Origin of the sequence: Rhizobium sp. Root483D2 (genome assembly GCF_001426685.1) — a bacterium.
GTDB classification, from domain to species: domain Bacteria; phylum Pseudomonadota; class Alphaproteobacteria; order Rhizobiales; family Rhizobiaceae; genus Pararhizobium; species Pararhizobium qamdonense.
On sequence record NZ_LMFB01000006.1, the window covers coordinates 1236 to 21658 of the forward strand.

Genomic DNA, 20423 nt, shown 5'->3' on the forward strand with positions numbered 1-20423 from the left:
ACCCGAACAAGGCCGCGTGCACAAGTTCAACGACAAGGGACTGGCAATCCGATGACACGGCTCACGGGGAAAAGCGCGCTGATCACGGGATCGGCGCGCGGTATCGGACGCGCTTTTGCGGAAGCCTATATCCGCGAGGGGGCAATCGTTGCGATTGCCGATATCAATCTGGAGCGGGCGAAAACCACGGCGGGCGAGCTTGGCCCATCGGCCTATGCCGTCGAAATGGACGTGACCAGCCAGGTCTCGATCGACGACGCGATCGCCGCTGTCGCGGCAAAAGCCGGTGGCCTCGATATCCTCGTCAACAATGCCGCCCTGTTCGATCTCGCCCCGATCGTCGAGATCACCCGGGAAAGCTATGACAGGCTGTTTTCGATCAACGTGTCCGGCACGCTGTTTACCCTTCAGGCTGCAGCAAAGCAGATGATTGCGCAGGGGCGCGGCGGCAAGATCATCAACATGGCGAGCCAGGCCGGCCGCCGGGGCGAACCGCTCGTCGCTGTTTATTGCGCCACCAAGGCGGCCGTGATCAGCCTCACCCAGTCGGCAGGGCTTGATCTCATCAAGCACGGCATCAACGTCAATGCGATTGCGCCCGGCGTTGTCGATGGCGAACATTGGGACGGCGTAGATGCGATGTTTGCCAAATATGAAAATCGTCCGCTGGGCGAAAAGAAGAAGCTTGCCGGCGCAGAGGTTCCCTTCGGGCGCATGGGCACGGCCGAAGACCTGACCGGAATGGCGATCTTCCTCGCCTCCGCTGAGAGCAACTATGTCGTTTCGCAGACTTACAATGTCGATGGCGGCAACTGGATGAGCTGAGCACACAGCTCGTCGAAAGGAATGAACATGACGACCAAACTCTCGCTCGCCAATCTGGATGCCATCAAGGCAACTGCCGCGATCCCGGCCTATGACCGGTCCGCATTGACGGCAGGCATCGTCCATTTCGGTGTCGGCAATTTCCACCGCGCCCATCAGGCCATCTATCTCGACGATCTGTTCAACACCGGCAGCGACCATGACTGGGCGATCGTCGGGGCAGGGGTCTTGCCGTCCGATGAAGCGATGCGGGCCAAGCTTGAAGCACAGGACTTCCTGACCACGGTCGTCGAGCAGGACAACAACAAGAGTGCGGCCCGCGTCACGGCACCGATGATCGACTATCTGCGGCCCGGCAATGCGGCGGCGACCATCGCCCGGCTTGCCGACCCTGCCATCCGCATCGTGTCGCTGACGATCACCGAGGGCGGATATTTCCTCGACCCGGCCTCCGGCATGTTCAATCCGCAACACCCCGCCATTGCCGCCGACGGCAACAATCCTAGCGATCCGAAGACCGTGTTCGGTCTGATCATTGCCGGTTTGAAGGCGCGCAAGGATAAGGGCATCATGCCGTTTACGGTGATGTCCTGCGATAATATTCCGGGCAATGGCGAAGTCACGCATGCGGCCGTGTCCGGTCTGGCACGGCTTTCCGATCCGGCATTTGCCGAATGGATCGAGGCCAATGTCGCGTTTCCGAACGGCATGGTCGATCGCATCACACCGGCAACCGGCCCGCGCGAAGTCGGCATCGTCGCCGATGACTATGGTATCGACGACAATTGGCCGGTCTTTTGCGAAGAGTTCAAGCAATGGGTGCTGGAGGATCATTTTCCCGCCGGCCGTCCCGCGCTCGAAAAGGTCGGCGTCCAGTTCGTGCCGGATGTCGCACCCTACGAGCATATGAAGATCCGCATTCTCAACGGCGGCCATGCGGCGATCGCCTATCCGGCAGCCCTGCTCGATATCCATTTCGTCCATGAGGCGATGGAGGACAAGACGGTATGCGCCTTCCTGGCAAAGCTGGAGGAAGACGAGATCATCCCGGTCGTTCCGCCCGTGCCCAATACCGATCTCAATGCCTATTTCAAAAAGGTGGAATCGCGGCTGTTCAACCCGAAGATCGCCGACACCATTCCGCGCCTGGCGCAGGACGGGTCAAACCGCCAGCCGAAATTCATCCTGCCGACGACGGCGGACCGGCTGCGGCGCGGCGAGGATGTCGTCGGCCTGTCGCTGGTGTCTGCGCTCTGGTGCCGGTATTTTGCCGGAACCACCGATAGCGGCAAGTCGATCACCTTCAACGATGGCAGCGCCGACCGGCTGCATGCCGCAGCCATAAAAGCCAAGGACGATCCACAGGCCTTTCTTGCGCTTTCGGATATCTTCGGCGATGTTGCGCAATCAACGCTGTTCCAGAAACGGTTCGCACATGCGCTGCGCACGCTCTGGGACAAGGGCACGCGGGTCACGCTGCAGCTTTATCTCGACGGAAAACTTGGAGAATGATCTCATGACGCTTCAGCTTCCGCGTAACGTCGTGGCCGCAGGATGCGGCCACTCTGGCGGGCAAGCGGTGGCCTGATGACGATGGATCCGCCCAAATTGGTGATTTTCGATTGCGACGGCGTTCTCGTCGATAGCGAGCCCTTGTCGCTCGATGTCCTGGTCCGGGTGCTGCGCAATGCCGGTGTTGATATGGATGCCGAGGAGGCGACCGAGCGGTTTCTCGGCAAGAGCCTGAAGACCATGTCGGATATCCTGCATGACGATTACGGTCTTGCGGTGGACGATCATTTTCTGGAGCAGATGCGCCTCGACCTCTACCAGCGCTTCCGCCAGGAATTGCAGCCGGTCGCCGGGATCGCCACGGCGCTCGACGAACTCGATCTCCCTAGATGCGTGGCCTCTTCCAGCCAGATGGAGCGCATCCGGCTATCGCTGACCATCACCGGGCTGATCGGCAAGCTCGAACCCCATCTGTTCAGCTCCAGCATGGTCAAGCACGGCAAGCCGGCCCCGGACCTCTTTCTGCATGCCGCAGCCGAAATGGCGACGCCGCCGGAAAACTGCATCGTCGTCGAAGACAGCCCGGCCGGCATCGAGGCGGCAAAGGCTGCGGGCATGCGGGTTTTTGCCTTTGCCGGCGCCTCGCATGCACGGTCCGAGCGCCATCTGGAGACCTTGCGGCGGCTTTCGCCTGACGTGCTGTTTGACGACATGCGTGAATTGATCCATTTTGTCCGTAAAGAACAAAGGGATGGGAACGCAGGTCTCTGATGGCTGATTTGATCGTTGCGGTCGATGTCGGAACCGGCAGCGCTCGCGCTGGCATTTTCGATCGGCATGGCAAGCAGCTGGCGCGCGCGGATTATCCGATCGCGATGAACCGGCCTGAGGAAAATCACGCGGAGCATGATTCCGAAAATATCTGGTCCGCCGTCTGCATCGCCGTCAAGACCGCGCGTGCCAAGGCAGGCGTTCCCGCCGAAGCGATCGCCTCGATCGGGTTTGACGCGACGTGCTCGCTTGTGGTGCGCGACCGGGACGGAGCCCCCTTATCGGTCAATCGCAAGGGCGATCCGCGCTGGGATACGATCGTCTGGCTCGATCACCGCGCGTTGAAGCAGGCGGATTTCTGCACGGCCACGCAGCATCCGGTCCTCAACCATTCCGGCCGCGTCATGTCGCCGGAAATGGAAATGCCCAAGCTGATGTGGCTGAAGCAGAACCTGCCGCAGCAATGGGAAAAGACCGGTTTCTTCTTCGATCTCGCCGATTTCATGTCCTGGCGGGCAACCGGCAATGCCGCACGGTCGCGCTGCACGCTGACGGCCAAGTGGAACTATCTGTCGCACAAGGAACACGGCTGGCAGGACGAATTTCTCGACGCGATCGGGCTTGAGGACCTGCGCGCGCGCGGCGGCCTGCCGGAAAAGACGCTGCCGGTCGGGCAATCGGCCGGGCACCTGACGGCTGCGGCTGCGGCCGAACTCGGCCTGCATGAGGATTGCGCGGTGGCGACGGGGCTGATCGATGCCTATGCCGGGGCAATCGGCGTTCTCGGCGGCTTTGCCGGAGAACCGGAGAAGCTGGAGCGGCAACTGGCCCTGATCGCCGGGACCTCCAGCTGCATCGTTGCTTTTTCAACAGACATGAAGCCGGGTTTTGGCATGTGGGGACCCTATTTTGAGGCGGCCTTTGCCGGCAGCTGGCTGATCGAGGGTGGGCAATCGGCAACCGGTGCGCTGCTGGATCATGTGGTGCGCAGCCACAGTGCCGGCGGCGAGCCCGATGCGGAAATTCACCAGCGGATCGTTCTGCGCATTCAGGAATTGCGGGCGGCCTACGGCACCGAGTTTGCGGCGCGCCTGCACGTCCTGCCCGATTTTCACGGAAACCGCTCGCCGCTTGCCGATCCGCATGCTCTGGGGGTCATCAGCGGCCTGACGCTGGACAGTTCGTTCGATGCGCTCTGCCGGCTCTACTGGCGCACCTGTGTCGCCATCGCGCTTGGTATCCGCCACATTCTCGAAATGATGAAACAGGCGGGCTACGATCTCGACACGCTGCATGTGACCGGTGGCCATGTCCGCAACGTGTTGTTGATGGAACTCTATTCCGACGTCACCGGCTGCACGGTCGTTGTGCCGGAAACCAATGATGCCGTCCTGCTCGGGACGGCCATGGTCGCGTCGGTTGCCGGTGGCCTTTATCCGGATTTGCGTGCGGCTGGACCGGCCATGTCTCCCGGCGGTCACGCGCAATATCCAAACCCGGCTCTGCGCGAAACCTATGACAGCGATTACCGGAAATTCCTGAGCCTCTACCGGCACCGCGCCGAGCTGGAAACGCTGTAAAAACAACGGCATTTCGTCCGCCAAAAAAAATCAGAAAAACCCGGAACTATTTGTGCGTCCGTCCGTTTTTAAGATGTCTGGATAGCGGTTCACATCGCCCCCAATGGGAACCACAATTTAATATCCGGTACCCAACTCACACGCCCCCTCGGTGAGTTGCAATATCAGCCAGTGCCTTCCCCCGGCGCTGGCTGTTTTTTTTGTCTATCGTTCAGCGCCAAAAAATTGCGCGAAGGGGCACTCTCATCAGCCCCGCCGCATCACGCTTCGTTGATGATTTCATATTCCCGCGACGGAACCGTCAAACGGTATTCGACACGGTCCGGCGCCTGCAGGTATTGCGCCTTGCCGCCGATTGCCACCGGCACCACGCGTTCCAGCACCGTGCGCGCAAACGTATGTTCGTCCACTTCCCGCTGGGCTGCGGCGGGCGGCAGGTGCTCCACCCAGGCCAGTTCGATGGCCGGATTTCCGTCAAGGATGGTTTCGAAACACTCGATCGTCAGCGCGTTCATGCCCGCCGATATCGCACCATGCGATGCCGAATTAACGATCAATTCGTGCAGCGCAAGGCCGATATGCAGGGCGGCGTTGGGCGAGAGATGGGCATTGATGCCCTTGACGGAAATCGGTGTTTCGGAATCCGGCCAATAGGCGCTGAACTGCCGCTTAGCCAATTCGAACAGATACGCACCACGCCAGCTGGAATCGGTGACCAGGTCCTGCGAATAGGCCAGGGACTGGATACGTCCGCGAAACTTGATGAGAAAATAATCCAGCGACAGTGCTTGCCGCGCCGTCTGGGTGGCGATGCCCTGGATGATGGCAAGCAGGTTTTTGGAGCGGTGGCTGAGTTCGCGCAGCAGCGTCTTTAAGATCCGCTCGCGATGCCGGGTTTCGGAGATGTCGGTGATGACGCTGAGGATGCCGGTCATACCGGTGGCATCAACACGCTCGATATCGATCCGGTAGGTCAAGACGCCCGTGGCGGACGCCATGTCGATTTCGGTCGATGTGGAGGTGTTCGTGGAAATGACATTGCGTTTCAAGGCAATCAGCCTCTCGCCAGCCTCCGCGCCAAACACTGCCTGTTCCGCCTGTTCTTCCGTTGCGAGCTGCTGCAATCCCTCAGGCAGGTTTCCCCATAGAACAGTGAAGAGATCGTCCGACTGGTAAACATAGCCAGCCCCTGACTTGCGCAAAACCAGTTCCATCAGGATCTTGCTGGTATCGGCGCCGGTCTCGTTTGAGGCTGAGTTGCCTGCATTGCCCACGCGAAGCGCCTTCCATGTTTTCATCTGTCGTCTGCGCAGTTCCCGCGCGGGGGAAAAAGCAGACTTTCGGACGGTCTTCAAACCGGATTTGGCGCCGGTTCGAATTCGATGCGCCCTGTCATGGAGCGCCGCTGCAAGCGGCGCCCGGTTTGTTTCCGTTTCAATGGACGATCCGGCCCAAAATACGGGCTGACTTCTCAGGCGGCAGCCTTGGTCGATTCATTGAAGAACAGGGCCTGGCTGATGAGTGCCTTGACCATGTCCGGATTGAACGGCTTGGTGACCAGGAAGGTCGGTTCGGGGCGTTCGCCAGTCAAGAGACGCTCGGGGAACGCCGTGATGAAGATCACCGGGATGGCTGTGTTTTTCAGGATGTCGTTGACGGCATCGATGCCGGAGCTGCCATCGGCAAGCTGAATATCGGCAAGCACCATGCTCGGCTGTGTCGCCTTGAACAGCGCGACCGCCTCGTCACGGGTGCGGGCGATGCCGGTCACATTATGGCCGAGGCTTTCAACCATCTGCTCGATATCGATCGCGATCAGGGGCTCGTCCTCGATGATCATGATATCGGTTGCAACCTGGCGCGAAATCTCTTCCGATGCACGCTCGAGCAGCTGGTTCATGCCGCTTTCAGTCGTATCGAGAACTTCGGCCGCTTCGCTGGTACGGAAGCCTTCGACCGACACCAGGAGGAAAGCCTGACGGGCAAGCGGCGAAACCGAGGCAAGGTTGATCGATGCGCGCTTTTCCCAGGCGAAGGGCGAAACCGGTTCCGGGATGAGGACGGAAGACGAGCCGAACAGCTTGGTATAGAGCTGGAACAGGGCAACCCTGTCATTGCTGGCTTCCGGGAAAATGCTGACATCTGTGATAAGCGCTTCCAGAACGGCTGCGACATAGGCGTCGCCCGAGGTCTGCGATCCGGTCAATGCGCGCGAATACCGGCGCAGATAGGGCAGGAACGGAGCGATCCGGGTGGAAAGTGACATATAAAAACTCCCTCAATCTGGCCGAGGTTCAAGGCCATGACAGCCCAAGAACGCGATGCGAAAAAAAAGGTTCCTTTCGACGGAACATTTTTTTCCGCCACGCATTATGCCGCCAGATGAATATTGAAGGTATTTGGCATTGATGACGGACAAACTTGGGGCAGGGCGCGAGAGACCTTCTCGCACCGACAATCCTAACGCGCAGATTGCAACGAAGCTCCGCGCGCTTTATCTCTCTGTACAGGAAGAAGCTATTCCGGACCGCTTTCTCGATCTGCTTGAGCAGCTCGACGCGGTCGAGCGCCAGTCGTCAATGACGGATGCGACAGAATGAGCGGCGGTATGTCTGAAGAACCCAGTTTCAAGCGCGAAATGCTGGCGGCTCTTCCGAGCCTGCGCGCCTTTGCCATGTCCCTGATCGGCCGTCACGACCGCGCTGACGATCTGGTTCAGGACACCATCATGAAGGCCTGGGCCAAACAGGACCATTTCGAGATGGGCACCAACATGAAGGCATGGCTTTTCACCATCCTTCGCAACGAGCTCTACAGCCAGATGCGCAAGCGCGGCCGTGAGGTTCAGGATAGCGACGGGTATTTTACCGAATCGCTTGCCCAGCATCCGGCCCAGTATGGCTCGCTCGATCTGCAGGATTTCAAGCGGGCGCTCGACACGCTTCCTCCCGATCAGCGCGAGGCGATCATTCTTGTGGGAGCGTCCGGCTTTTCCTATGAGGAAGCGGCTGAGATCTGCGGTTGCGCACTCGGCACCATCAAGAGCCGCGTCAACCGCGCCCGGCAACGGCTTCAGGATATTCTCCAGGTCACAGGTGAAAACGAATATGGTCCGGATGCCACCTCGGCGCCGATGACCTCCCGTGCCTTCATCTCCTGATGCCTTTACCTTCGGCGCCCGCCAGACTGTGCATGCACGGTCTGGCGGGCGTTGCTGTTGGCAGGCAGCTTGGGATGAGATTGCATCGCAGGCTGCATTCGTGCAGAAACTATGACGGGCACTTTGCAGTGCCAAGGTTGTACAGCATTTGGTATCACCTTGGCCGGGTATGGAATTCATGAGCGATAAGACGAGCGATCTGCAGCCGGTGGTGACGGCTGCTCTGACGTCGGCCCAACGGCTCGATGTCCTGCGCGCTGTTATTCCCGACATGGCCGAGCCCGATGCCGATTTTCGCGATCTGGCGGATATGGCTGCCAATTTGTTTGATGCCCCCGTCGCATTGGTGACGCTTGTCGATGCTGAAAACCAATGGTTCAAGGCCGCGAGCGGCATCACTGAGACGCGGGCGCCGTCCGCCGATTCTTTTTGCGTGCACACGATCGCCGGATCCCAGGACGGCGCGCTTGTCGTTGCCGATGCCACGGCCGATCCCCGGTTTGCCAACCAGCCACGCGTTGCCGGTTCGCCGTTCCTGCGGTTTTACGCGGGCGTTCCGCTTGTCATCGACAGTCAAGCGGTGGGTACGATCTGCGTTTTCGACGTGCAGCCGCGTCACGATCTGCCGCCGCAACTGGTGGCCCAACTGCAACGGCTGTCACGCGTGGCTTCGTCCCTTTTCGTCTTGAAGCACGACGCTCGCCAGCGGGCCTTGAAGGAGGCGGCACTGTCGCGCGAGGAGCAGCGGCACGCACATGCGCTTGACGCCGCCAATATTGGCAGCTGGCTCTGGGATATCCGGTCTGGCACGGTCTCCTGCAATGAGCCGATGATGCGGATGTTCGGCATGCCGTCCGCCAAAAGCGTCCATGCCCGCGATATCTTCAGCGCCATTCATCCGGAAGACCGTGTGGCGACGCTCGCCAAACTGCGCGCCGCGATGGCCCAGGACCAGGAATATGACGGCACATTCCGCGTCGGCGCGACAGGACGCTGGCTGCTCGGCCGGGGCCGTGTCTACGAGCGGGATGCGAAGGGCAAGCCAACGGTTTTTCTCGGTATCAATATCGATGTGACGGAGCAGCAGGGCGCAACCCAGCGCACCAGGCTTTTGCTGCGCGAACTCAATCATCGGGTGAAGAACACGCTTGCGATGCTGCAATCGCTCGCCCGTCAAACATTGCGTCAGACCAGCGACCCGCAGGAGTTCATGACCGCCTTTGCCGGAAGGCTGCAGGCGATTTCCGAGGCGCATGGGCTGCTTTCGGATCATGAATGGGGTGAAATCCGGCTGTCGGCCCTTCTGGCCAAGCAATTGGCGCCGCATGTGCGGGACTATGAAACCCAGATCGAAATTCACAAGGACGAGATCCTGCTCGGCCCGGACCAGGCCGTGGGTCTGGGGCTCGTCCTCCACGAACTGGCGACCAATGCCGCGAAATACGGGTCGCTCTCGGTCTATCGCGGCCGCGTTGTCCTGACCGCGCGCAGCGTCGATGAAGACGGCCGCCGTGTGCTGCACATGACCTGGACCGAGGTGGATGGGCCACCGGTGGAGGAGCCGTCGCGGCGCGGTTTCGGGTCGATCCTGATCGAGCGAAGCCTGGATAAGGTGATGGGCAGTTCGGTGAAGGTGGAATATCTGCCGGCAGGCCTGACTGCGATCGTCCGCCTGCCGCTCTGAAATCCTTTAGATCCTGCGATCGTCCGCGTTAGGCGTGGTCGCTGCCACCCGGTTTGCGCAGCAGTCCCAGAACCGTGCCCACGCCGACCGCAAGGCCTGCGGCAAGAAGCGGCTTGCGGCGGAAGAGCGTCATCGCCGTGGCAATGGCAAATGTCGTCTGCGCCTGCGACCGGCGCCGTTTTTCTGCTGCCAGGCGCTTATCGCGCGCATTCAGGGCATACATGATACCGATGATAACAAGGCCGATGACGATGGAGGCGGCTGCGAGGATGATCGTGGCCTTCAGCGGCGTGTACAGCATGCTCAGATAGATGGCGCCAGCGATCAGCGCGAAGATATAGGCTGTTGCAAAGAACAGCGATGCGACGGCCCACAGGGCGCCGTTGCGCTTGTAGCGCGAGACGGTACCGCCCACATCCGTCACGACAAGAGCCGACAGCATCGAGACCAGAGGACCCATTTTTTTCTCCAGGAAGCGGATGACACAAAGGCCGGCTGACAACTTCGTTGCTTCGCCAGCCTTTGACAGGGATGCAGGCGAACGGTTGAACCGCCGCCTGCTGGATCGATTGGATTATCGGCGCAACAGCGCTGCAACCAGGATACCGACAGCGGCCGCTGCACCCAGCGTCGCGATGGGATGCTGGCGCACGGTCTGGCGGACCTGCTTTTCAGTCGAGGAATAGCGGCTGCGCAGTTCGGCAATCAGCGCCTCGCCATTTTCCAGGAGGTCCTGCAGGCCCGATTCCGCCTGGTCGCGCACGTCATAGGCGCGGCTGCGCACGTCTTTGGACGCTTCCGATGCCCGGGCCCGTACATCCTTCGATGCATCAGCGCCGCGCTTCGACAGGAGCTTTGCCAGCGAGGCGATATCATCGCGGATTTCGCTGATCTGGTCCTCGATCGGGGCATCGAGAAGGCTGCCATTGCGTTTCTTGGCGCTGGAAAAAAGACCGGTGGCCATAGGGGAAGCTCCTTCATGCGTCGGGCTGCGGCTCAAAGCCTTGTCCCGGTGTGCGGTAGTGCCGGCAGGTGACATCGTCACCGTCAGCGGTTCGCCCCAACAACGCACGGAAAGCGGTTTGGTTCCATTGGGAGAGGCTATCGGTGTCGTCGGGCCTAGGCTCGCCCGGCCGCACACGCGGGCTATCACTGACCGCGAGAAATGCCCTTGACTTAGAGCGCACTCCAACTTGTATCTATTGCTGCGTCGTGACGGGAACAGGTGCTCATGAAGATTGGCGAACTGGTAAAGCGTTCGGGATTGTCGGCCCACACCATCCGCTATTATGAGCGGATCGGGCTGCTTCCCTACGCGGACAGGGATCAATCGAGCCAACGGGACTACGACGCATCAATCCTCGTCTGGATCGAATTCCTCGGGCGTCTGCGCACGACCGGAATGCCGATCCGGGAGATGCTGCGCTATGCAGCCTTGCGGGAGCGCGGCGTCGGCACGGAGACGGAACGGCGCGACATGCTGGAACAGCATCGCGCGCGCGTCCGCATCCATGCAGCCGAACTTCAGGCCGCTATTCTCGTCCTCGACACCAAGATCGCCGGCTACGCTGGCCAGGAACAGAGGATGAAGGACTATGATACAGCACCACCAGAGCGCCGGCGAAAGCCGGCTGGAACGCGGGCGGCGCGCGCTCGCTGATATTGACGGCCAAGCCGGGGAGAAGGTTGTCGCCACGCTGGCCGATATCGCGCCGGACTTTGCGACCTATCTCATCGAGTTTCCGTTCGGCGATATCTATAGCCGCCCCGGCCTTGACCTGCGCGCCCGCGAGATCGCCACCATCGCCGCACTGACGGCGCTGGGCAATGCAGCCCCGCAATTGAAAGTACATATCAAGGCGGGCCTCAATGTCGGGCTGTCGCGTGATGAAATCACCGAGGTGATCATGCAAATGGCTGTCTATGCCGGCTTTCCCGCCGCGCTCAACGGCCTGTTTGCCGCCAAGGCGGTGTTTGCGGGTCTGCCTCCCCGGAAAGAGGAGGGTAAGTGATGCCGCCGCGCGTCAGGCCGCCGTATGCGGCAGGACGAAGGGGGTGTTGCCGGCCGGTGTTGCATTGACCCGCATGGCGCAGCCGAAGACGGCTTCCATCATTTCGTCGGTCATCACCTTACGGGGATGGCCGGCGGCCTTGACGCGGCCGGCCTTCATCATGACCATCTGGTCGGCGAACATCGCCGTCAGGTTGAGGTCATGCATGATGGCGATGACGCCGCCGCCGCGCTCGCAAAAATTGCGGGCGAGCCGCATGATGGTCAACTGGTGGCGGATGTCGAGGCTCGATACCGGTTCGTCCAGGAGCAGGAAGGCGGGCTCGCCGTGCTGCACCGGTTCCCAGATCTGGCAGAGTGCGCGCGCAAGCTGAACCCGCTGCTGTTCGCCGCCCGATAGTTCCTGATAGAAACGGCCGGCAAATCCGGAGAGATCGACGGCTTCGAGCGCATCGCGGGCGATCCGGTCGGTATCGGCCGCATCGGCCTTGGCTCCGACCGAAAGGCCCATGCGGACGATTTCGCGCACAGTGAAGGGAAAGGAAATGACGGTGGACTGCGGCAGCACAGCCCGTTTCAACGCCAGTTCCCAGGGTTTTAGCGTCGCGATGTCGTGGCCGTTGATGCGGACGCTGCCGTCATAGGACAGTTCGCCGGCAATCGCCTTGAGGCTGGTGGTCTTGCCGGAGCCATTGGGACCGACGATTGCGGTTAATTGTCCGGCCGCAGCCTCGATGCTGACGCCGTGCAGGACCTGCGTGCCGGACAGACGCACAGAAAGATTGCTCGCCTTGATCATGGTTTAAAGCCCCATATGGGAGCGCCCGCGCAGCAGGATCCACAGGAAGAACGGCGCGCCGGCAAAGGCAGTGATGATGCCGATCGGCAACTCGGCCGGCGGAACGATGGTGCGGGCGATCATATCGGCAAAGATCAGCAGGGTGCCGCCAAGCAGCGCCGATGCGGGCAGCAGATACCGGTGGTCGGGGCCGATCAGCATCCGCAGCACATGCGGAACGACGATGCCGACAAAGCCGATACCGCCGCTGACGGCGACCGAAGCGCCGGTGGAGGCCGCGACGCTGACGATGGCGATATTCTTCAGCCGCTGAACCGGAATGCCCATATGGAAGGCTGCGGCCTCTCCCAGCGTCAGTGCGTTGAGGCCGCGCGCGAGAAAAGGAACGACCGCAAGCGAAACGAGGATGATCGGCCCTGCCGACAGGATCTTCATCCAGTTGGCGCCGGCCAGCGATCCCAGGCCCCAGAAGGTGAGGTCACGCAATTGCTTGTCGTCGGCCATGAAGATCAGCACGCCGGTGACGGCGCCGGCGAGCGCCCCGAGCGCAATACCGGCCAGAAGCATGGTGGCGACCGATGTCTGGCCGCTGCGGGTCGCGATCTTGTAGAGCAGCAAAGTGGTGACGAGGCCACCGGCAAAAGCTGCAACCGGAAGGGCATAAAAACCGAAGACGGCAAAGAGCGGGCCGAAAAACGAACTGCCGAGCACGATGAGCAAGACAGCGCCAAGGCTCGCGCCGGAGGAGACGCCGACAAGGCCGGGATCTGCCAGCGGATTGCGGAACAGGCCCTGCATCACAGCGCCGGAGACGGCAAGCGAGGCGCCGACCATCAGGCCGAGCACGGCACGCGGCAGGCGGATATCCAGGATGATGATGCGGTCGCGCACGCTCAATGCCTGCTCGGCACCCTCCATGCCGAGGAGCCAGCGCAGCACATTGAAAAGCGATGCATCGGCAGCCCCCGTCATGATCGAGGCCGCAAACATTGCGGCGGCGATCACGATGAGGAGGAGAATGAGCAAGCGGGCGAGCCGCGAACGGTCGCCCAGGTGCCATTCGGATTTCAAGCGTGCCGCAAAGGACGGCGACCGGCCATCACCCACGGCCATTTCACTGCGAGGCATTCGGGTTTTTTCCGTAGATGGCGGCGTTGAGTTCGCGCACCGTGCTGGCCGTGCGCGGCCCAAAGCCGAGCATATGCAGGCCATCCATGCGGATGATCGCCCTGTTCTTTGCCGCCGGCGTCAGGCTCAGAGCCGGATGGGCAAACAGGTCTTCGTCGCTGATGGCATGGCTGCCGCTGCGGGTCATCATCAGGACCACATCGGGCCTGGCTTCGATGATCGCTTCATCGGTCAGCGGTTTGTAGCCGGAAAAGGTGCCGGTGGCATTGACGGCGCCGGAAAGGGTGATGATACCGCCTGCGGCGGTGCCGTTGCCGGACGCCATGATCTTGCCGCCCTGCGTGCTCAAGATGAAGAGGACGCGCTTGCGCTCGCTTTCCGGGCGCTTGGCCGCATCGGCTACGGCCGCATCGAGATCGGCCTTGACCTGATCTGCCAGCACGGCTGCCTTTTCGGGGACGCCGAGGAAATCGCCGACGGCGCGGATCTTTGAAAGAATGCCGTCGCGATCATAGGTTTCCGGAATGGTCTGGAACGGGATCTTTGCCTCTTTCAAAACCGCCAGCGTCTCGGGCGGGCCGCTGCCTTCGACGGCGATGATGGCGCTCGGATTGATGCCGATCACGCCTTCCGGCGACAATTGCCGCATATAGCCGACATCCGGCAGCTTGGTGGCGGCTTCCGGATAGAGGCTGGTCGAATCGCGGCCGACAAGCCTTCCGTCTTCGCCGAGCGCATAGATGATCTCGGTGATGGCGCCGCCGACGGAAACGAGGCGGGACGTATCGGGCTTTTGCATCTCCTGCGCCACGGCGGTGCGCACGAAGGACGTGCCGCCGGGCAGGGCTGCCGGCAGCACGAAGGGGGTGGAAACCGCGAAGATCGCGAGCGCCAGTTCCCAGGAACGGAGCCGGCGGACATCATAAGGTGCTTTCATGACCGTTCCTTTGAGCCCGTGTCAGGCCGCTTCGGTGATATCGAGCCGGGCGAGGTTTTCCATGACGGAGCGCCATTCCTCGCGCTCGGCAAAGCCTTCCTTGCGCTTGCCAAAGAACTGGATGACCATGTCGCCCTTGGCGTCGAGCGCCTCGAGCGAGGTGACGTGGCCATCGGCTGTCGGCTTGCGAACGGCCCAGATCTCGGCAAGGTGATCGCTGCGCAGGTGCAAATGCAATGTCGGATCCATGATGTTGAGCCAGGGACCCATCGTCTGGATATTGTCGACCGGACCGGAGTGGATCTGGATGATGCCGTGATTGCCGACAAAGCACATGATCGGCACCTGAATGCTTGCCGACTGGCGCAGCATGTCCTCGACGGCTTGCGGCTGCAGCTTCCAGGCGTAATCCTCGCCAACCGACTGCAGCGCTTCGCGGCGGCCGACCTTCAGCTTGCGCAGCAAACCGTGGAACTGATGCGTGTCCGTCATCTTGCTCCATTCGTCGCGCAGCGCCGCCACATCGACGGGAACAACGGCGCCATCGGCGATGCTTTCGATCTTCGGCTCGGCTGCAAATTCCTGCGACTGGTCTTCCAGCCGGAACGCCTCGACGATGCTGTTATAGGCATCAAGATTGGACGCCGGGCGCAAATGCACCTTGTGGACGGCGGTGCCCTGCTTGTCGAAGAATTGCAGGCTGCGGCGGACAGTGTCGCCATCGGTCTTGGTTACGGCAAAGCCATGCGCCCAAGCGCCGGGGAAGATGCGAAGGTCGATATTTTCACCAAGTACGATCGAGGCATGCTTGCCGGGGGTGATGTTTTCAAAAACGCCGATCTTTTCGTGAACCGCACTTTCGTTGCGGGTCAGCGCCATCACTTCGCCAAGTTCAGCGGCCCGTTCCAGAAAACGATTGGCGCTACCGTCGATGCGAATGCTGGTCAGGCCGCATTCGGCGGCAACCAGGGCTGCTTCGGAAACGCCGAGCTGGGCGGCAATGTCGCGCTCGCGCATTTTCGGATTGGCGGCCCGGTAGGCGCGGATTTCGGACGGGGTCGGGGAGGATGTCTCAGTCATTGTCTGGCCTATTTGTTCAGAATAAGTTTGCCTTGGCGGGTGATCTTCATGCGGTAGATCGCCCCTTCATGCGCAATAAGGATTTCGTTTCCGCCCCGGAAAAGCTCGCGGCTTTCAACGATTCGTTGTGTTTGTCCTGCCGGTAAGGCAACCTGAGCGGTATCTGGTTCGTTCGGTGTCACCGGCTTGCGGTCCTGGTCATGGCGGCCGAAAACAGGGGATTTTTCCCCTTCTGCGGCCGGGTCATTGCGATTAGTATCTTGACTTCATTACTCATCTTTCTTTATGGACGCAATACAGGATTTTTACAGTCCAGTTTAATTACCAAGCTGTAATGTGCAGCAAGCGGGGGCTCCCAAGATGCCGATGCCGCCTTGCCAATGTGCCACTCCGTGGGAATGGATAGACCATGATGAAATTTTCTTGCCTTTTGTCTCTGACTGTTTTGACAGCACTTTCCACGGCTGTGCCGGCACTGGCGCAGGATGCCGCTGCAACCGGCACGCTGTCGATCGAGATCAACGATCTCACGCCGTCCGAGAAGGGCTGCAAGTTGACATTCGTGGCGGCAAACGCGCTGCCCCAATCGCTGTCGAAGGCTTCCTTCGAATTCGTGCTGTTTGATGAGAAGGGTTTGGTCGAGCGCATGGCGGTTCTCGACTTCCGCGATCTGCCGGCCGGCAAGACCAAGGTCCGGCAGTTTGATCTGCCGGGGACGAAATGCGAGGCTGTGAAGAGCCTGCTGATCAACGACGCTCCTGTTTGCGCCGGCGAGGGCGTTGCCAAGGATGCCTGCATGAAGGCGCTGAAGACAGGTTCAAAGTCACCCGTCGAACTGAAGGGCTGATGCGGTTTCTGCATCGGTATCTGTGATGAACACTATTCTCAAATGGACCGGGGCGATCCTCCTTTCGCTTCTGGCGCATGCGGGCGCAACGCAACTGTTTGAACCGAACGAAGAGCCGCAGGAGCTGGCACTCGTGGCGGGTGGCGAAGCCATGGAAGTGGCTGTGCTGGGCAATGCGTTCGAAGAGACCGTGCTTTCGGGCGATCCCACAGAAGCGATCGAGCCGGAAGAGGCGGAGCCCGAGGAGATCGTGCCGGAGCCGACGGAGGTGGCGGAGGTGTCGCCCGTGCAATCCGAAGTGACGGCCGAGACGCCGTCCGACATCGTCCCAGCCGAAGCCGATGTCATTCTTCCCGCCGAAGAGATCGTCGAAGCAGTGACGGCACAGCCGGAGATCACCGCAACCGTTGCGCCGATAGAGACCGTGGTTCCGCAGGAAAAGCCGGACATCAAGCCGGAGCCCGAGAAGAAAGCCGAGCCGAAGAAAGAGCCGGAAAAGGAAAAACCGAAGAAGAAGGTTGTCAAGAAACGGGCTGGCGATGCCGGTAAGCAGGTGGAAACTGCGGTCAAAGGCCAGGCTGATGGTGCTGAAGGCGCTGCCGCTACGGCAAGCACGGGTAAAAAGGGCAAGGTCGCCCAGGCATTCGGCAATGCGGCAGAAAGCAATTACAAGGGCAAGGTCCGTTCACGCGTGCAGCGATATTTCCGGTTTCCCAGATCGGCTGATAGGGCAGGTCTTGGTGGAACGGTTACCGTGAGCTTCACCGTATCGACGGGTGGTGGTGTCTCCGGTGTGCGGATCGTCAAGGGATCCGGATCACCGGTTCTCGACGAGGCTGCTATCAATGCGGTGCGCAAGGCGGAACCTTTCCCGAAGATTCCAGAGGCTGCCAATCGCACCAGCTGGCTTTTTACCATTCCACTGCAGTTTGCCCGGTAGGAAGCGGGACCCGCTTCCCTGCCAATATTGAGAGTTTGAGCCGCGATCCGTCGTTTCGGCGAAACGTTCATCGATAATATGATAAAAAAACTCATGTTTATACTTTACTCTTTTAATCAGGTTTAATAGGGTTCCCGCACGATCAGCCGGACGGCCGATTCCGAAACACGCGGAGACTGACATGGGTGACAAACGGCAGCAGCTGAAGCCGAAGCAGAAGCAGGGCCGCGAGGCGGAAACGCGCACTGCGCCGGTTTCTGCAAAAACGCGGGAAACGAAGCTTGAGGGGCGCAGCTTCCTCTATGTCGGCGGCCGCGATTGCCAGGTGGCGCATCTGCGCCAGATCGCCAGTTCGCACGGCGCCGAACTCATCCATCACGATGGCGGCCTGCGCGAGGCGGTGTCGCGCATCGACAATATCCTCCCCTCCGTCGACTGCGTCTTCTGCCCGATCGACTGTATCAGCCATGATGCGTGTCTGCGGGTAAAGACCGGCTGCAAGAAGTGGGGCAAGGCCTTCGTGCCCTTGCGCAATGGCAGCAAGTCGAGCCTGGAACGCGCTTTCCTCGATCTGAAGGCAAGCCGCAACAACGCCGGTTGATCTGTCGGCCGCGCCGGGATGCGGGCTTGCTCCGCAGCGCGATTTTTCTGGAGATAACGACATGAACAATGAGCGTCCCGATCCATACACGATGATCGGACTGCACAAGCTGGCCGCGCAATCGGGCGACGGACTGGTGCCGGAACTGTATGAACTGATGTCGCGCCGGGCGCGCATAGTCGAGGACAATCCGAATGTGGCGGAATTTCCGGTCTGGCAGGCGCGGCCGCCGGCGCGCGCCGTTTTGGGGCTTGCGCGGGCGGCGAGAGACAATATCCTGCCGTTTCCGGCCATTGCTGCCGCTACGGCCAACGATCAAGCTTGAGGGTACTTTGCATGTTTTTCGCAATGAACAGGTTCAAAATCGCGACCGGCCATGAAACGGCGTTCGAAGACGTCTGGAAGAACCGCGATTCCAGCCTTGCGGACAATCCGGGTTTCAAGGAGTTCAAGCTGTTGCGCGGCGAGACCGTCGCCGACGAGGGCTATACGCTGTTCGTCTCGAGCTCGATCTGGGAAAGCCGGGACGCTTTTCTGGCCTGGACGAAGTCCGAGAATTTTCGCGCAGCCCACAAGAATGCCGGCGATAACCGGGCGATGTATCTGGGACCGCCGAAATTCGAAGGTTTCTCTGTCGTCGAGGGCGCCTAAGCGTCCTTGCGCATGAAGAAAGCGCCGGCAGCGACAGAAAGCCAGCCGAGCATCATTAAGACACCGCCTGCCGGTGCCGACATCGGAAACAGCCCTTGGCCGAGGAAATGCCGCGCCGTCAGATCGGCGGCGAACAGGGCGGTTCCGGTTGACAGCAGCAGAGCTGCAATCGCTGCCGTGCGCATGACCGGCCAGGCGGCATAAAGTGCGATGAGGGCAGGGGCATGCGCCAGGCACATGGCCGAAGCGCCGCCGAGCAGGCGCGGATCGGCGCCGTGGGACGCAGCCGCCGCGCTGATGACGCCGAACAGGCCCATCAGGCCGGCGATGAAAAGGGTCACGGCCCGGAACTGCCCGTTTTGCATCTCTATTCGTCCTTGTTCTGCATGTGATGGGCAAGCCGTGTCACCGGCTCCAGAATGATCGACCGCAATTGCGGATGCGGCACGGTCTCTTCCAGCGCCTGGGTGAAACAGAGCAGCCACTCGTCGCGTTCTGCCGCGCCGATCGCTGCGCCGAAATGGCGGCTTCTGAGGCGTGGGTGGCCGCGTTTGTCGGTGTAGAGCGGCGGTCCGCCGAGCCAGCCGGTCAGATATTCGTAGAATTTCTCTTCGCTTCCGGACAGATCGGCGGGGTGGACTGCGCGGCAGCGGGCAGCCTGCGGCAGCGTATCCATCAACTCGTAGAAACGATGGGTGAGTGCCCGCACGGTGCTGTCGCCGCCGATCGCGTTGTAAAGTGTTTCCGTCTGGCCGTCCGTCATCGTGGCTTTCCTGCTTGGTGATGTTCTAGCGCGTCGCGCTTTGCTGTTCCAACCGTTTTTCTAAGGGTCGCCGCAGTTGCGTCGATTGACCGCGCCGCCGTCAAAGCTTCACTCTCATCTTGACAAACCGTCCAGCCGGTATCTTAATGCGACATGTCCATCGCTCATCATCGCCGCAAGCAACCGGAATTGGTCCGTCAGCAACTGCTGGAGGTGGCCGCGCGCCTGTCGCTGGAGCAGGGGGCGGCGGGCGTGACGCTGGATGCCGTGTCGCAGGCGGCCGGTGTGAGCAAAGGCGGGCTGCTGCATCATTTTCCCAACAAGATCGCGCTGCTGAACGGCCTGTTCGATGATCTCACCGCACAATTGGACCGGGCGATCGAGGACGAGATGCGCAACGACCCCGTTGCTCACGGCCGGTTTACCCGGGCCTATCTGTCCGTGGTCTTTGCGCTCGAGGAGAATGCGGACGCGCGGGGCTGGCAGGTGCTGACCGCGGCACTTCTGTCGGAGCCGCAATTGCGGGATCGCTGGCGGTTGTGGGTGGCCGATCACGCCGACGAATTCGTTGGCACCGATTCGTCCGCCGGATGCCTTTTGGCGCGGTTTGCCGCCGATGGCCTCTGGTTGGCCGATATCCTCAAAAGCCACGATGTCGATCAGCCAACGCGCCAAGTGATGCGGGCGCAACTCATCGCACTTTCCCTGCAATAACCGGCTATCGGAGCCTCATATGAACCCCGCAATGCTCTACGCCGTGCTCGTCCTCGCCATTGTTTTCGAGGTGCTCGGCACATCGGCCATGCAGGCTGCCCAGCATTTTACGAAACTGGTGCCGACGGTGATCATGGTGGTCTGCTATGCCATCGCTTTCTATTTCCTGTCTTACACCTTGCGGGTCATTCCTGTCGGGATCGCCTATGCGATCTGGAGCGGGCTCGGCATCGTGCTGATTTCGCTCGTCGGCTATTTTGTGTTCGGACAGAAGCTTGATCTGGCCGCCATTCTCGGGCTCGGGCTGATCATTGCCGGCGTCGTCGTGCTCAACGTCTTTTCCAAATCCACTTTTCATTAGAGCCTCGTACGATCAATGAGGCTCATTCTGTTGCCTCAAATCGGCCGATCCACCAGAAG

General features: G+C 60.8%; 27 protein-coding genes. 16 read left to right on the top strand and 11 right to left on the bottom strand.

Going from position 1 to position 20423, the window contains the following annotated elements; all coding sequences use genetic code 11:
* The first annotated feature begins 51 nt into the window (after window positions 1-51).
* From ASD32_RS05110 to ASD32_RS05125, 4 genes are all read left to right on the top strand, one after another.
* Entirely contained in the window at window positions 52-825 is a 774-nt protein-coding gene (locus ASD32_RS05110; RefSeq protein ID WP_060636944.1) for an L-iditol 2-dehydrogenase, read from the top strand.
* A 27-nt stretch (window positions 826-852) separates the two neighbouring features.
* Window positions 853-2337, top strand: a complete 1485-nt coding sequence (locus ASD32_RS05115; RefSeq protein WP_060637064.1) for a mannitol dehydrogenase family protein — start codon at window positions 853-855, stop codon at window positions 2335-2337.
* Window positions 2338-2412: 75 nt separating this feature from the next.
* Window positions 2413-3108, top strand: coding sequence for an HAD family hydrolase (locus tag ASD32_RS05120; protein WP_060636946.1), 696 nt, complete (start codon window positions 2413-2415; stop codon window positions 3106-3108).
* Entirely contained in the window at window positions 3108-4688 is a 1581-nt protein-coding gene (locus tag ASD32_RS05125; protein ID WP_060636947.1) for an FGGY-family carbohydrate kinase, read from the top strand. The genes ASD32_RS05120 and ASD32_RS05125 overlap by 1 nt, the downstream gene beginning before the upstream one ends.
* Window positions 4689-4948: 260 nt before the next feature.
* Here the strand turns inward: ASD32_RS05125 and ASD32_RS05130 are convergent, their stop codons facing one another.
* Window positions 4949-5986, bottom strand: coding sequence for a sensor histidine kinase (locus ASD32_RS05130; protein ID WP_244490107.1), 1038 nt, complete (start codon window positions 5984-5986; stop codon window positions 4949-4951).
* 173 nt (window positions 5987-6159) lie between these two features.
* Complete coding sequence (locus tag ASD32_RS05135) at window positions 6160-6954, bottom strand: response regulator (RefSeq protein ID WP_060636950.1); 795 nt, start codon at window positions 6952-6954, stop codon at window positions 6160-6162.
* Between the two features lie 142 nt (window positions 6955-7096).
* On the opposite strand from ASD32_RS05135, the gene ASD32_RS05140 reads away from it, so the two are divergent.
* The 3 genes from ASD32_RS05140 (at window position 7097) to ASD32_RS05150 (ending at window position 9532) form a co-directional block, all read left to right on the top strand.
* Window positions 7097-7288, top strand: a complete 192-nt coding sequence (locus ASD32_RS05140; protein WP_060636951.1) for a NepR family anti-sigma factor — start codon at window positions 7097-7099, stop codon at window positions 7286-7288.
* A gap of 8 nt (window positions 7289-7296) precedes the next feature.
* Window positions 7297-7848 (top strand): RNA polymerase sigma factor, encoded by a 552-nt coding sequence (locus ASD32_RS05145; RefSeq protein WP_060637066.1) that lies wholly within the window; start codon window positions 7297-7299, stop codon window positions 7846-7848.
* A gap of 178 nt (window positions 7849-8026) precedes the next feature.
* The gene (locus ASD32_RS05150; RefSeq protein WP_060637067.1) at window positions 8027-9532 is read left to right on the top strand and encodes an HWE histidine kinase domain-containing protein; all 1506 of its coding nucleotides are present in this window, start codon (window positions 8027-8029) and stop codon (window positions 9530-9532) included.
* Between the two features lie 28 nt (window positions 9533-9560).
* Here ASD32_RS05150 and ASD32_RS05155 read toward each other — a convergent pair whose 3' ends face one another.
* Window positions 9561-9992, bottom strand: coding sequence for a hypothetical protein (locus ASD32_RS05155; RefSeq protein WP_060636952.1), 432 nt, complete (start codon window positions 9990-9992; stop codon window positions 9561-9563).
* A 114-nt stretch (window positions 9993-10106) separates the two neighbouring features.
* Complete coding sequence (locus tag ASD32_RS05160; RefSeq protein ID WP_060636953.1) at window positions 10107-10496, bottom strand: DUF883 family protein; 390 nt, start codon at window positions 10494-10496, stop codon at window positions 10107-10109.
* Between the two features lie 267 nt (window positions 10497-10763).
* On the opposite strand from ASD32_RS05160, the gene ASD32_RS05165 reads away from it, so the two are divergent.
* Both ASD32_RS05165 and ASD32_RS05170 read left to right on the top strand, forming a co-directional pair.
* Window positions 10764-11192: a MerR family transcriptional regulator gene (locus tag ASD32_RS05165; protein WP_060636954.1), complete on the top strand. Its 429-nt coding sequence runs from the start codon at window positions 10764-10766 to the stop codon at window positions 11190-11192.
* Window positions 11128-11544 (top strand): carboxymuconolactone decarboxylase family protein, encoded by a 417-nt coding sequence (locus ASD32_RS05170; RefSeq protein ID WP_060636955.1) that lies wholly within the window; start codon window positions 11128-11130, stop codon window positions 11542-11544. Before ASD32_RS05165 ends, ASD32_RS05170 begins: the two co-directional genes overlap by 65 nt.
* A gap of 12 nt (window positions 11545-11556) precedes the next feature.
* Here the strand turns inward: ASD32_RS05170 and ASD32_RS05175 are convergent, their stop codons facing one another.
* The 5 genes from ASD32_RS05175 to ASD32_RS28880 are packed head-to-tail and all read right to left on the bottom strand — an operon-like array spanning window position 11557 to window position 15669.
* Entirely contained in the window at window positions 11557-12342 is a 786-nt protein-coding gene (locus tag ASD32_RS05175; RefSeq protein WP_060636956.1) for a heme ABC transporter ATP-binding protein, read from the bottom strand.
* Between the two features lie 3 nt (window positions 12343-12345).
* Window positions 12346-13470: an iron ABC transporter permease gene (locus tag ASD32_RS05180; RefSeq protein WP_060636957.1), complete on the bottom strand. Its 1125-nt coding sequence runs from the start codon at window positions 13468-13470 to the stop codon at window positions 12346-12348.
* Window positions 13457-14407: a hemin ABC transporter substrate-binding protein gene (locus ASD32_RS05185; protein WP_060636958.1), complete on the bottom strand. Its 951-nt coding sequence runs from the start codon at window positions 14405-14407 to the stop codon at window positions 13457-13459. Before ASD32_RS05185 ends, ASD32_RS05180 begins: the two co-directional genes overlap by 14 nt.
* A 21-nt stretch (window positions 14408-14428) precedes the next feature.
* Window positions 14429-15487, bottom strand: a complete 1059-nt coding sequence (locus ASD32_RS05190) for a hemin-degrading factor (protein ID WP_060636959.1) — start codon at window positions 15485-15487, stop codon at window positions 14429-14431.
* 8 nt (window positions 15488-15495) lie between these two features.
* On the bottom strand, window positions 15496-15669 hold the full coding sequence (locus ASD32_RS28880; RefSeq protein ID WP_082546650.1) for a hemin uptake protein HemP: 174 nt from the start codon (window positions 15667-15669) through the stop codon (window positions 15496-15498).
* 230 nt (window positions 15670-15899) lie between these two features.
* On the opposite strand from ASD32_RS28880, the gene ASD32_RS05195 reads away from it, so the two are divergent.
* From ASD32_RS05195 to ASD32_RS05215, 5 genes are all read left to right on the top strand, one after another.
* Window positions 15900-16334 (top strand): hypothetical protein, encoded by a 435-nt coding sequence (locus ASD32_RS05195; protein ID WP_082546657.1) that lies wholly within the window; start codon window positions 15900-15902, stop codon window positions 16332-16334.
* A 25-nt stretch (window positions 16335-16359) separates the two neighbouring features.
* The gene (locus ASD32_RS05200; RefSeq protein ID WP_060636961.1) at window positions 16360-17274 is read left to right on the top strand and encodes an energy transducer TonB; all 915 of its coding nucleotides are present in this window, start codon (window positions 16360-16362) and stop codon (window positions 17272-17274) included.
* A gap of 181 nt (window positions 17275-17455) precedes the next feature.
* Window positions 17456-17875 carry a DUF2325 domain-containing protein gene (locus tag ASD32_RS05205; RefSeq protein ID WP_060636962.1) on the top strand — a complete coding sequence of 140 codons (420 nt, stop codon included), beginning with the start codon at window positions 17456-17458 and terminating at the stop codon, window positions 17873-17875.
* Window positions 17876-17936: 61 nt separating this feature from the next.
* Entirely contained in the window at window positions 17937-18200 is a 264-nt protein-coding gene (locus ASD32_RS05210; RefSeq protein ID WP_060636963.1) for a hypothetical protein, read from the top strand.
* A gap of 11 nt (window positions 18201-18211) precedes the next feature.
* The gene (locus ASD32_RS05215; RefSeq protein WP_060636964.1) at window positions 18212-18526 is read left to right on the top strand and encodes an antibiotic biosynthesis monooxygenase; all 315 of its coding nucleotides are present in this window, start codon (window positions 18212-18214) and stop codon (window positions 18524-18526) included.
* Here ASD32_RS05215 and ASD32_RS05220 read toward each other — a convergent pair.
* Entirely contained in the window at window positions 18523-18891 is a 369-nt protein-coding gene (locus ASD32_RS05220; RefSeq protein WP_060636965.1) for a DUF423 domain-containing protein, read from the bottom strand. The two genes, ASD32_RS05215 and ASD32_RS05220, sit on opposite strands and share 4 nt — an antisense overlap.
* A 2-nt stretch (window positions 18892-18893) precedes the next feature.
* Complete coding sequence (locus ASD32_RS05225; RefSeq protein ID WP_060636966.1) at window positions 18894-19289, bottom strand: group II truncated hemoglobin; 396 nt, start codon at window positions 19287-19289, stop codon at window positions 18894-18896.
* A gap of 153 nt (window positions 19290-19442) precedes the next feature.
* Here ASD32_RS05225 and ASD32_RS05230 point away from each other — a divergent pair, with 153 nt between their 5' ends.
* Both ASD32_RS05230 and ASD32_RS05235 read left to right on the top strand, forming a co-directional pair.
* Entirely contained in the window at window positions 19443-20003 is a 561-nt protein-coding gene (locus ASD32_RS05230; protein WP_060636967.1) for a TetR/AcrR family transcriptional regulator, read from the top strand.
* 19 nt (window positions 20004-20022) lie between these two features.
* Window positions 20023-20364, top strand: a complete 342-nt coding sequence (locus tag ASD32_RS05235) for an SMR family transporter (RefSeq protein WP_060636968.1) — start codon at window positions 20023-20025, stop codon at window positions 20362-20364.
* Window positions 20365-20423: the final 59 nt, after the last annotated feature.

Excerpts from the sequence above, each read along its gene's own strand:
- ASD32_RS05185 (WP_060636958.1), bottom strand. The coding sequence starts at position 14,407 with ATGAAAGCACCTTATGATGTCCGCCGGCTCCGTTCCTGGGAACTGGCG.
- ASD32_RS05165 (WP_060636954.1), top strand. The coding sequence starts at position 10,764 with ATGAAGATTGGCGAACTGGTAAAGCGTTCGGGATTGTCGGCCCACACC.
- ASD32_RS05145 (WP_060637066.1), top strand. The coding sequence starts at position 7,297 with ATGTCTGAAGAACCCAGTTTCAAGCGCGAAATGCTGGCGGCTCTTCCG.
- ASD32_RS05170 (WP_060636955.1), top strand. The coding sequence starts at position 11,128 with ATGATACAGCACCACCAGAGCGCCGGCGAAAGCCGGCTGGAACGCGGG.
- ASD32_RS05220 (WP_060636965.1), bottom strand. The coding sequence starts at position 18,891 with ATGCAAAACGGGCAGTTCCGGGCCGTGACCCTTTTCATCGCCGGCCTG.
- ASD32_RS05110 (WP_060636944.1), top strand. The coding sequence starts at position 52 with ATGACACGGCTCACGGGGAAAAGCGCGCTGATCACGGGATCGGCGCGC.
- ASD32_RS05120 (WP_060636946.1), top strand. The coding sequence starts at position 2,413 with ATGACGATGGATCCGCCCAAATTGGTGATTTTCGATTGCGACGGCGTT.
- ASD32_RS05140 (WP_060636951.1), top strand. The coding sequence starts at position 7,097 with ATGACGGACAAACTTGGGGCAGGGCGCGAGAGACCTTCTCGCACCGAC.
- ASD32_RS05125 (WP_060636947.1), top strand. The coding sequence starts at position 3,108 with ATGGCTGATTTGATCGTTGCGGTCGATGTCGGAACCGGCAGCGCTCGC.
- ASD32_RS05135 (WP_060636950.1), bottom strand. The coding sequence starts at position 6,954 with ATGTCACTTTCCACCCGGATCGCTCCGTTCCTGCCCTATCTGCGCCGG.
- ASD32_RS05180 (WP_060636957.1), bottom strand. The coding sequence starts at position 13,470 with ATGCCTCGCAGTGAAATGGCCGTGGGTGATGGCCGGTCGCCGTCCTTT.
- ASD32_RS05210 (WP_060636963.1), top strand. The coding sequence starts at position 17,937 with ATGAACAATGAGCGTCCCGATCCATACACGATGATCGGACTGCACAAG.
- ASD32_RS05230 (WP_060636967.1), top strand. The coding sequence starts at position 19,443 with ATGTCCATCGCTCATCATCGCCGCAAGCAACCGGAATTGGTCCGTCAG.
- ASD32_RS05215 (WP_060636964.1), top strand. The coding sequence starts at position 18,212 with ATGTTTTTCGCAATGAACAGGTTCAAAATCGCGACCGGCCATGAAACG.
- ASD32_RS05200 (WP_060636961.1), top strand. The coding sequence starts at position 16,360 with ATGAACACTATTCTCAAATGGACCGGGGCGATCCTCCTTTCGCTTCTG.
- ASD32_RS05155 (WP_060636952.1), bottom strand. The coding sequence starts at position 9,992 with ATGGGTCCTCTGGTCTCGATGCTGTCGGCTCTTGTCGTGACGGATGTG.
- ASD32_RS05160 (WP_060636953.1), bottom strand. The coding sequence starts at position 10,496 with ATGGCCACCGGTCTTTTTTCCAGCGCCAAGAAACGCAATGGCAGCCTT.
- ASD32_RS05150 (WP_060637067.1), top strand. The coding sequence starts at position 8,027 with ATGAGCGATAAGACGAGCGATCTGCAGCCGGTGGTGACGGCTGCTCTG.
- ASD32_RS05195 (WP_082546657.1), top strand. The coding sequence starts at position 15,900 with ATGAAATTTTCTTGCCTTTTGTCTCTGACTGTTTTGACAGCACTTTCC.
- ASD32_RS05175 (WP_060636956.1), bottom strand. The coding sequence starts at position 12,342 with ATGATCAAGGCGAGCAATCTTTCTGTGCGTCTGTCCGGCACGCAGGTC.
- ASD32_RS05205 (WP_060636962.1), top strand. The coding sequence starts at position 17,456 with ATGGGTGACAAACGGCAGCAGCTGAAGCCGAAGCAGAAGCAGGGCCGC.
- ASD32_RS05115 (WP_060637064.1), top strand. The coding sequence starts at position 853 with ATGACGACCAAACTCTCGCTCGCCAATCTGGATGCCATCAAGGCAACT.
- ASD32_RS05130 (WP_244490107.1), bottom strand. The coding sequence starts at position 5,986 with ATGAAAACATGGAAGGCGCTTCGCGTGGGCAATGCAGGCAACTCAGCC.
- ASD32_RS05225 (WP_060636966.1), bottom strand. The coding sequence starts at position 19,289 with ATGACGGACGGCCAGACGGAAACACTTTACAACGCGATCGGCGGCGAC.
- ASD32_RS05235 (WP_060636968.1), top strand. The coding sequence starts at position 20,023 with ATGAACCCCGCAATGCTCTACGCCGTGCTCGTCCTCGCCATTGTTTTC.
- ASD32_RS05190 (WP_060636959.1), bottom strand. The coding sequence starts at position 15,487 with ATGACTGAGACATCCTCCCCGACCCCGTCCGAAATCCGCGCCTACCGG.